At 57.5% G+C, this 6,783-nt stretch carries 6 protein-coding genes; 2 read left to right on the top strand and 4 right to left on the bottom strand.

What is annotated here, in order from left to right; genetic code table 11:
* The 4 genes from NW820_RS06505 to NW820_RS06520 all read right to left on the bottom strand — a co-directional run.
* On the bottom strand, positions 1-564 hold a 564-nt coding region (locus NW820_RS06505), incomplete at its 3' end, for a type I restriction enzyme HsdR N-terminal domain-containing protein (RefSeq protein WP_414407020.1).
* Positions 565-610: 46 nt separating this feature from the next.
* Entirely contained in the window at positions 611-2,818 is a 2,208-nt protein-coding gene (locus NW820_RS06510; protein ID WP_011432437.1) for a transketolase, read from the bottom strand.
* Positions 2,819-2,852: 34 nt separating this feature from the next.
* Positions 2,853-3,527: a cysteine hydrolase family protein gene (locus NW820_RS06515; protein WP_414407021.1), complete on the bottom strand. Its 675-nt coding sequence runs from the start codon at positions 3,525-3,527 to the stop codon at positions 2,853-2,855.
* Positions 3,528-3,545: 18 nt separating this feature from the next.
* Positions 3,546-4,514, bottom strand: coding sequence for an isopenicillin N synthase family dioxygenase (locus NW820_RS06520; RefSeq protein ID WP_414407022.1), 969 nt, complete (start codon positions 4,512-4,514; stop codon positions 3,546-3,548).
* A gap of 584 nt (positions 4,515-5,098) precedes the next feature.
* On the opposite strand from NW820_RS06520, the gene NW820_RS06525 reads away from it, so the two are divergent.
* Both NW820_RS06525 and NW820_RS06530 read left to right on the top strand, forming a co-directional pair.
* Positions 5,099-5,569, top strand: coding sequence for a hypothetical protein (locus tag NW820_RS06525; RefSeq protein WP_414331929.1), 471 nt, complete (start codon positions 5,099-5,101; stop codon positions 5,567-5,569).
* Between the two features lie 146 nt (positions 5,570-5,715).
* A partial coding sequence (locus tag NW820_RS06530) for a leishmanolysin-related zinc metalloendopeptidase (protein ID WP_414407023.1) occupies positions 5,716-6,783 on the top strand: 1,068 nt, incomplete at its 3' end.

Below are 6,783 nucleotides of genomic sequence, written 5' to 3' on the forward strand. Positions count from 1 at the left end.
TGCCGCAAGGTTAATGATCGTCGTTGTTTTGCCTACGCCCCCTTTATTGTTATACACGCATACAGTCAGAGCGCGCTCATAGTTTTCTATCTTGTCTCGCAAGTTACGCACTATGCTCTCAATGTTATCTGAGCTAATATCAAGGTTTGCTGTAGCGGGGTGAACGACTTTTCCGTGCTTCCTCCAAAGCTGGATGTTATTTGCATTGGTGATAATTCCCCATTTTGCAGATTTGCAGTTCTTGGCAAGCAAGTAACTTTCTATCTGACAAACTGCATCTCTATAGCAAGATCCTTCTCTGAGATTAACTGCTCTAGATTTTGCCTCCAAAAGCAAGTAGGGATTCTTCGGGGATCTAAAGAAAATATCTTCAGGATCTCCGTTCTTTCTTGCTGCGAGATCGACCTGGCCGCAACCTGTCTCGAATTCATCTCTAATTTCCGAGTCGTCAAAGCCAAGCGCCTGCAGGAGAGGAACAGCAAAGTGTTGGACAACAACTCGCTCTACCCTCTCGGTGGGAGATATCCTCTCAAGCTTCTCTCGGAGATAGCTAGCCGCAGTCATAGGAAAAAATAAGGTGGACAATGCTAACCAAGCTAAAAGCTCGCCCTCAGCATAGCAGTTGCTTGGCTCGTTCTGCTAGTGCCTGAGCTGTCAGGCCGTTGTAGTCCATCAATTCGGCGGGGGTGGCGGTGGTTTCCCCGCGTTTCCAAGCGAAGAAATCCCGCGGGCCGGCATAGCGCAACATCAAGGGTTCGAGCATCAGGCTAGATCCGCCTGTTACGCCGATGAGGGCCTCGCCGGCAAACCAAGCGGCAAATTCTTGGTCGGACATGAATTCCCCATCTGGCTGAGCACAGGTGGACCAAGCCACGTCGCCGGGGCGATACAGACGGCGGGGGTTAATCACCGAGACGATCTTGCAGCCGATCCCTTGGGCTTGGAGCTGCTCAGCCGCCTCGAACACGGGCAGGAGAATCATATCCCCCACCACGGCAAAGACGACGGTGCGGGATCCAGGAAGTTCCTGAAGGACGGTGCAGCCCTGCTCTACTGCTTGGCGGGCTTGTTCGAGGGTGGTGCGGATGGGCAGGGGGGTTTTGCTGGCGATGATAGGGATCCCTTTGTTGCAGGTGGATAGGGCCCATTCGTAGGCAGCTTGGGCACAGTTGGCATCCGGCGGGAAGAGGGGAAAGATGTTGCCGTTGCGCATCATGGCCGCCAGGTAGGCCTCAATTTCCGGGCGTTGGTGGGTCCAGCCGTTGCGCCCCTGTTCCAAAGCGCCGGCAGTGAAGAGGGCAATGGCCGAGGGGGTGGGCCGGCGCAGCTCCGCCATGGCTTGGGTTACCGTCTGCCAGATGGGTAGGCCGTTGACGGCAAAGGACTCGTAGGAGCACCACAGGGAGCGTCCGCCGAAGAGGGCTAGGCCCGCCGTCAGTCCTGCGCAGGCATCTTCGCTCAGGGGTTCGTAGACCTGGCCTTGGGGCTGTTGGTTGTATAAGGGATCCACCGTGGGGTGAATCACCTTGAGACCTTGGTTCACATTGGCAATGCCGGAAGCTTCGTTGCCGTCGGCATTGGCCACCAAAAAGTCGGGATCCTTCTGCCCCACCTGCACCACCAGGGATCCGATGGCCGTGGTGGAAACCTGCTTGTCCCCCAGGGGAAACTCCGTCAGGTTCAGGGATCCCAAAGGCGGCAAAGGCCGAACGAACTCTGTAACCGCCACCTTGGCGGCTGGCCCCCCGGCTGCCCGTTGGCAGTTTTGTCGCACCAGGGCCCAAGCTGCCGGATGTAAGGCCCGCGCCCGCAGAGCCGCCACAATGTCCGGGTGATCCAGAGTGTGGTGGCCGTAGAGGTTGTGGGACTTGGATCCCTTGGCATGTACCCCAGCCCCCTTCAGTTGCTTGAGGATGAAAACCGTTAATTGTCCGCTCAGGGCTGATTGGATGGCTCGCTCCATTTCGATCAGCACCCTTTGGGCAAAGGCAAGGCGGGCTTCTAGGGAAAACTGAGTGCTGTCGACGTAAGGGCCAGGCTGTTGGGCATCGTCAAAGTCCTTGGCATCCACCAACACCACTTCCTCAAAGCCGTTGCCCCGCCAATACTCGGCCATCTGGGCGTTGCTGGCGGTGGAGATCATGCTGTGGTGCTCTTGGCTGTAGCCGTTCCAGACCAGCACCGGCAGGAAGTTGGTGCGCTGCGGGAAAGCCGTGTGGAAGTGAATCATGGAGCTCATCACATAGGGCTCTCCCAGGCCGCCATCCCCAATCGTGACCGGGAAGAGGCGATCCGGGTAGAGTAATGCCCCCGCCATGGCAAAGTGCTGCCCCTGCCCCAGCGGCCCAGCCGGCGCCAGCAGTCCGGGAATGTAGCCAGAGAGGTGACCCAACAGCCCTTCCCGCTCTCGAAAACGGGCCCGCAGGTCGGAGACGGTGTGGATGCCCATCTCGGCCAGGGATCCATCCAAAAACATGGCCGCGTAAAAGCCCGGCGCGTGGTGCCCAACTTCGGTGGGGATGTTCTTCTGGCCCAGGTACACCAGAGCGGCATAGGCTTCTGCTTGGCTGGCAAATCCCCCTGGGTGGCCTGAGGCTTTGCTGGCGGTCATTTGCAGGGTGAGGTAGCGCAAGGCATCGGCATAGAGCAAGGTTTGGTAGGCGGCCATGCGACTGCCGGGATCCCTCAGTTTCCCGGTGCCGGCATCCACTGCAGGGGCCTGGCCCAGGCGGTCAAATTCCGGCCAGGGATCCCCGAAGTACTGGATCCCTTCGCAAAAGGCGGGGACTTGGGCAGTTGCCTCCTGAGCCAGTGTCATCGGTTCAGCCTCACGCTTGTTGGGTTATTCACACTCACTGTAAACCCGATAACGCTTTTTGGATGTTCTGAGCAGAACTCGTCCAGCCGACGATGCCCCCTTGCGCCCGGATCATCTCCAGGGTGGCTTGCTTGAACTCTGGGAAGTAGCTGGCGGTGCAATCTTCCACCAGCAGGCACTCATAGCCGCGGTCATTGGCCTCGCGCATTGTGGTTTGCACGCAGACTTCTGTGGTTACCCCGGTGAACAGCAGGTGGGTGATGCCGCGCTTTTGCAAGATTGCTTGCAGCTCGGTGGCGTAGAAAGCCCCCTTGCCGGGTTTGGGGATGACGATCTCTCCCGCAAGCGGAGCAAGCTCAGGGATGATGGTGTTGCCCGGCTCTCCGCGAATCAAAATCCGCCCCATAGGGCCTTCATCCCCAATGGTCAGGGATCCCTTGCCGCGTTTGCGCTTGCTGGGCGGGCAATCGGAGAGATCTGGCTGATGACCCTCTAGGGTGTGAATGATGGTTAGGCCCTTCTGACGACAAAAGTCCAGCAGCCCCTTCAGGGTGGGCACAATGGATCCCAGTTGGGTGACATCATTGCCCAGCATCTCCCCAAAGCCGCCTGGTTCCAGGAAATCTCGCTGCATATCGATGATCACCAGGGCCAACTGAGACAGGCTGGGAACTTCATACTCGTAGGGCAGGGCTGGGATCCGAACCATAGAGACCCCCAGTTGGGATCAATGCTGGGGCGGGGATCCTGCCTCGGCCAGGCCGATTTCCCTCAACCGCTGGGCCAAGTATTCTCCGGCAGTCAGGGAAGGGAACCGAGGGATCCCGCCGGTGCGGGCCACACAAGTCGGCAAGGGCGTGAGATCCACCTCTGGCCGCGGATGCACAAAGAAGGGAATGGAAAAGCGGCATTCTTGAGGGTTGTCGGGGTTGGTCACCCGATGGGTGGTGCTGCGCAGCAGGCCATTGGTGAGGTTTTGCAGCATATCCCCGGCATCGACAATGATCTGACCAGGGAGGGCCGAAATGGGCAGCCAAGATCCATCTCGTTGCAGAAGCTCTAGACCTGGTGCGGTGGCTTCACACAAGAGCGTAATCAAGTTGATGTCTTCATGGGCTGCAGCTCGTAAACTCTGGGGAGGGGCTTCAGCGGGAAGGGGCGGATAGTGAATCACCCGCAAGAGATTGGCTCCTCCTTCCACCGCTTTGGGCAGGTATTCGGCAGGCTCCCCCAGATACAGAGAGACCGCCTGCAACAGGCCCTGGGCACAGGTTTCCAGTTGGGCGAACAGCTCTACCATCACCCTGCGAAATTGGGGCACCTCCCGAGGCCAGATGTTGGCAGGAAGGTGGGGATCCCCTTCGCGCCCGATGTGCCAAAACTCTTTCAAGTCAGGGTAGGGATGATCTTTGGCGTGTTCTTTGCCAAAGGGGGTGTACCCTCGTTGCCCCAGCAGCGCCGGATCCTCATAGGCTCTCTTGGTTGGCTCTGGCAAAAGAAAAACGGCTTCTGCGGCTTCATAGGCTTCCCGGATCAATTCCGGCGATAGGCCATGGTTAACCAAGGCAAAAAAGCCAATCTGTTGCAGCGCTTCCCCCACCTGGCGGACAAACTGCTCCCGCTCACCTGACGTTCCGTTTTGAAAGGCGGCAAAATCGACAACCGGCAGGGTCTGGCGTTGGGGAGTGGTTACCACGGCAAAAGTCGTCTCCGGCGAAGAGTCAACGCTATTTCTAGGCAGCGGGCTTGGTGTCCTATGCTATCCTTCCTAAGAAGCCAAGGGGAGAGTTCTGAATCGAAGACGGTCTGTTCGGGGTTCATCTACAATATCTATCTACAATATCTAGAGTCTAAAGCTGCTCAGCTACTTGCCTTCCCACAAGATGCAGGTAGAATCCTGCCGGACAGCCTCTGTCCCTTTTGTCTGGAGATTGCACCTTGTAGTGGCCTGTGCCCTTTTTGGAAGGCTGTGATAAAGTCGATAGAAGCAAAGCTATGGATTGATTTTGCCTTGAGAGCAGTCTGAGCCCTGGGTAGGCGGAATGGAGCGAGTTGTTCTGTTGTTGCACTGGGTTAACTGGATAAAGCAGGGCAGGCTACTTCTCTCTTTTTTAGCTGATTAAAGTTTTTGTAAAGTTACGGATACCTGTTGCTTGTCAACCATAACCGCGCCTAGAATTGCCGAGGACTGATGTTTTCGGAGATAGTTTGCAGACACTGTTGATGTTGCTTTCCTTTTGCCTACTCTCAATCTGTTGACCTTTCGAGACCGACTGCTCTATGACAGACACTCATCCCTGTGCCCCCTGTATTGTGAATACGGGAACTTTGGTGAACAAGCGGGATATTTACCGACTGCTATCCGATTTGGCCCGTGTTCGCTACTTTGATATCGTCGATGGCTCGGTACGGAAGCAGGGGGAAGGCTGCGTGGTGGATGTTTTTCAGGATCCCACTGCTGCCACACTGGTGGTAAACCGTAGCCTCTACTTAAATGTGAACAGCTTTGATTATGCCTGTCTGCGGGATCCCGCTTCCGAAGAAGAGATTGCCAACCTGGGCAAGGAGCAGCCGGGCGTGGTTATCGACTTGGTTCAGGACGGACGTATTCTGCGCTTGGTTCCCCTGGTGGAGCCGCGTTCGGATCCCGAGGAGCTCTTGGGGGATAACCAGGCGCTGCGGGCAGCGGTGGATGTTTTGGCTGCGGGCTGGGGCATAGAAGAGGAAAACTCTTCCGACTCCTCAGATTGAGAGATCCTGACCTGAAAATATAGACCTCCAAACCCATCTCTTCCTGGCCTTGAAGTTGACCGGTGCGGTGTGACGCAAATCATGCTCGGGAGGATGGTTGCAGCCGGTATGATCCACTTGGGTCATGGGGCTTTTTGGGAGGTGGTGTGAATTCAAGGCAGCGACTGCTTTTGGGCAGAGTGTGGGGCCTGCGCCTGCTTGGATCCCTGGTGGCTGTGCTTCTGGTACTGGCGCTCAAGGCCTGCGGGGGAAGTGGTGGCTCCTCTTCTGTGAGTGTCATTCCCACTCCCATTCCAACCGTCATTCCCACTTCTACTCCAACTGTCGTTCTCACCCCTACTCCGACTGTCATTCCTGCCCCTTTGCCCTCGCCAACGACTGCGCCTGCTTCCCAGTTCACCATTGACGTTCGCTTTCCCGACAACAGTCTCACCCCCACCCAGCAGTCGATCGTCCGCAATGCCGCTCTGCGCTGGCAACAGATCATCGTTGGTGACCAGCCGGATCTGCCCCCCACCACCATTCGGGCCGACGAATGCGATCGAGGGTTTCCCAGCACGCCACTCAATTTCCCCATCGACGATCTGCTGGTGGAGGTGCGGGCCAGAAACCTCGGCAACGAGCGAATTTTGGGGGGAGCTGCTCCCTGTTTTGTGCGGGCCTCTAACGGTCTGCCTTTCTACTCCGTCATTTTGTTCAACAGCCAAAACCTATCGGCTTTGGAAGAGCGAGGGGATCTGCCCATTACTGCCCTGCACGAGTTGGGCCATGCCTTGGGCTTCTTGCCCATCGTCTGGGATCCCAAGGGGCTAACGGTGGGCTTGGTGGGACGGGATCAGCCTACGCCCCCTGGCTACGATCCCCGCTTTATCGGCCCCAGGGCGGTCAGCGCCTTCGCCACGCTGGGAGGAAACGCGCCCTCTGTTCCTTTAGAAAACGAGTTTGGGGAGGGATCCCGAGATTCCCATTGGCGGGAGAGCGTCTTGGGCCGCGAGCTGATGACCAGCCGCATCGACCGGGGGGTAGCCAACCCCTTAAGCATTCTCACCGTCGAAGCAATGGCAGATATCGGCTATGACGTGAACCCGGCAGCGGCGGATGGCTTTGCTTTGGGGCGCGGCAGGGGGGTCTCTCAACCTTTGGAGCTGCAAGAGCTGGAGTTGACCCTACCCCTACAGCGATTTGACGCCGAGGGCAGGCGGGTGGGGGATCCC

It is taken from the genome of Synechococcus sp. R55.7, assembly GCF_047461955.1.
GTDB lineage: Bacteria > Cyanobacteriota > Cyanobacteriia > Thermostichales > Thermostichaceae > Thermostichus.

What these genes read in the sequence shown, in the direction of transcription:
- NW820_RS06525 (WP_414331929.1), top strand. Translation starts at nt 5,099, where the DNA reads ATGACAGACACTCATCCCTGTGCCCCCTGTATTGTGAATACGGGAACT.
- NW820_RS06510 (WP_011432437.1), bottom strand. Translation starts at nt 2,818, where the DNA reads ATGACACTGGCTCAGGAGGCAACTGCCCAAGTCCCCGCCTTTTGCGAA.
- NW820_RS06515 (WP_414407021.1), bottom strand. Translation starts at nt 3,527, where the DNA reads ATGGTTCGGATCCCAGCCCTGCCCTACGAGTATGAAGTTCCCAGCCTG.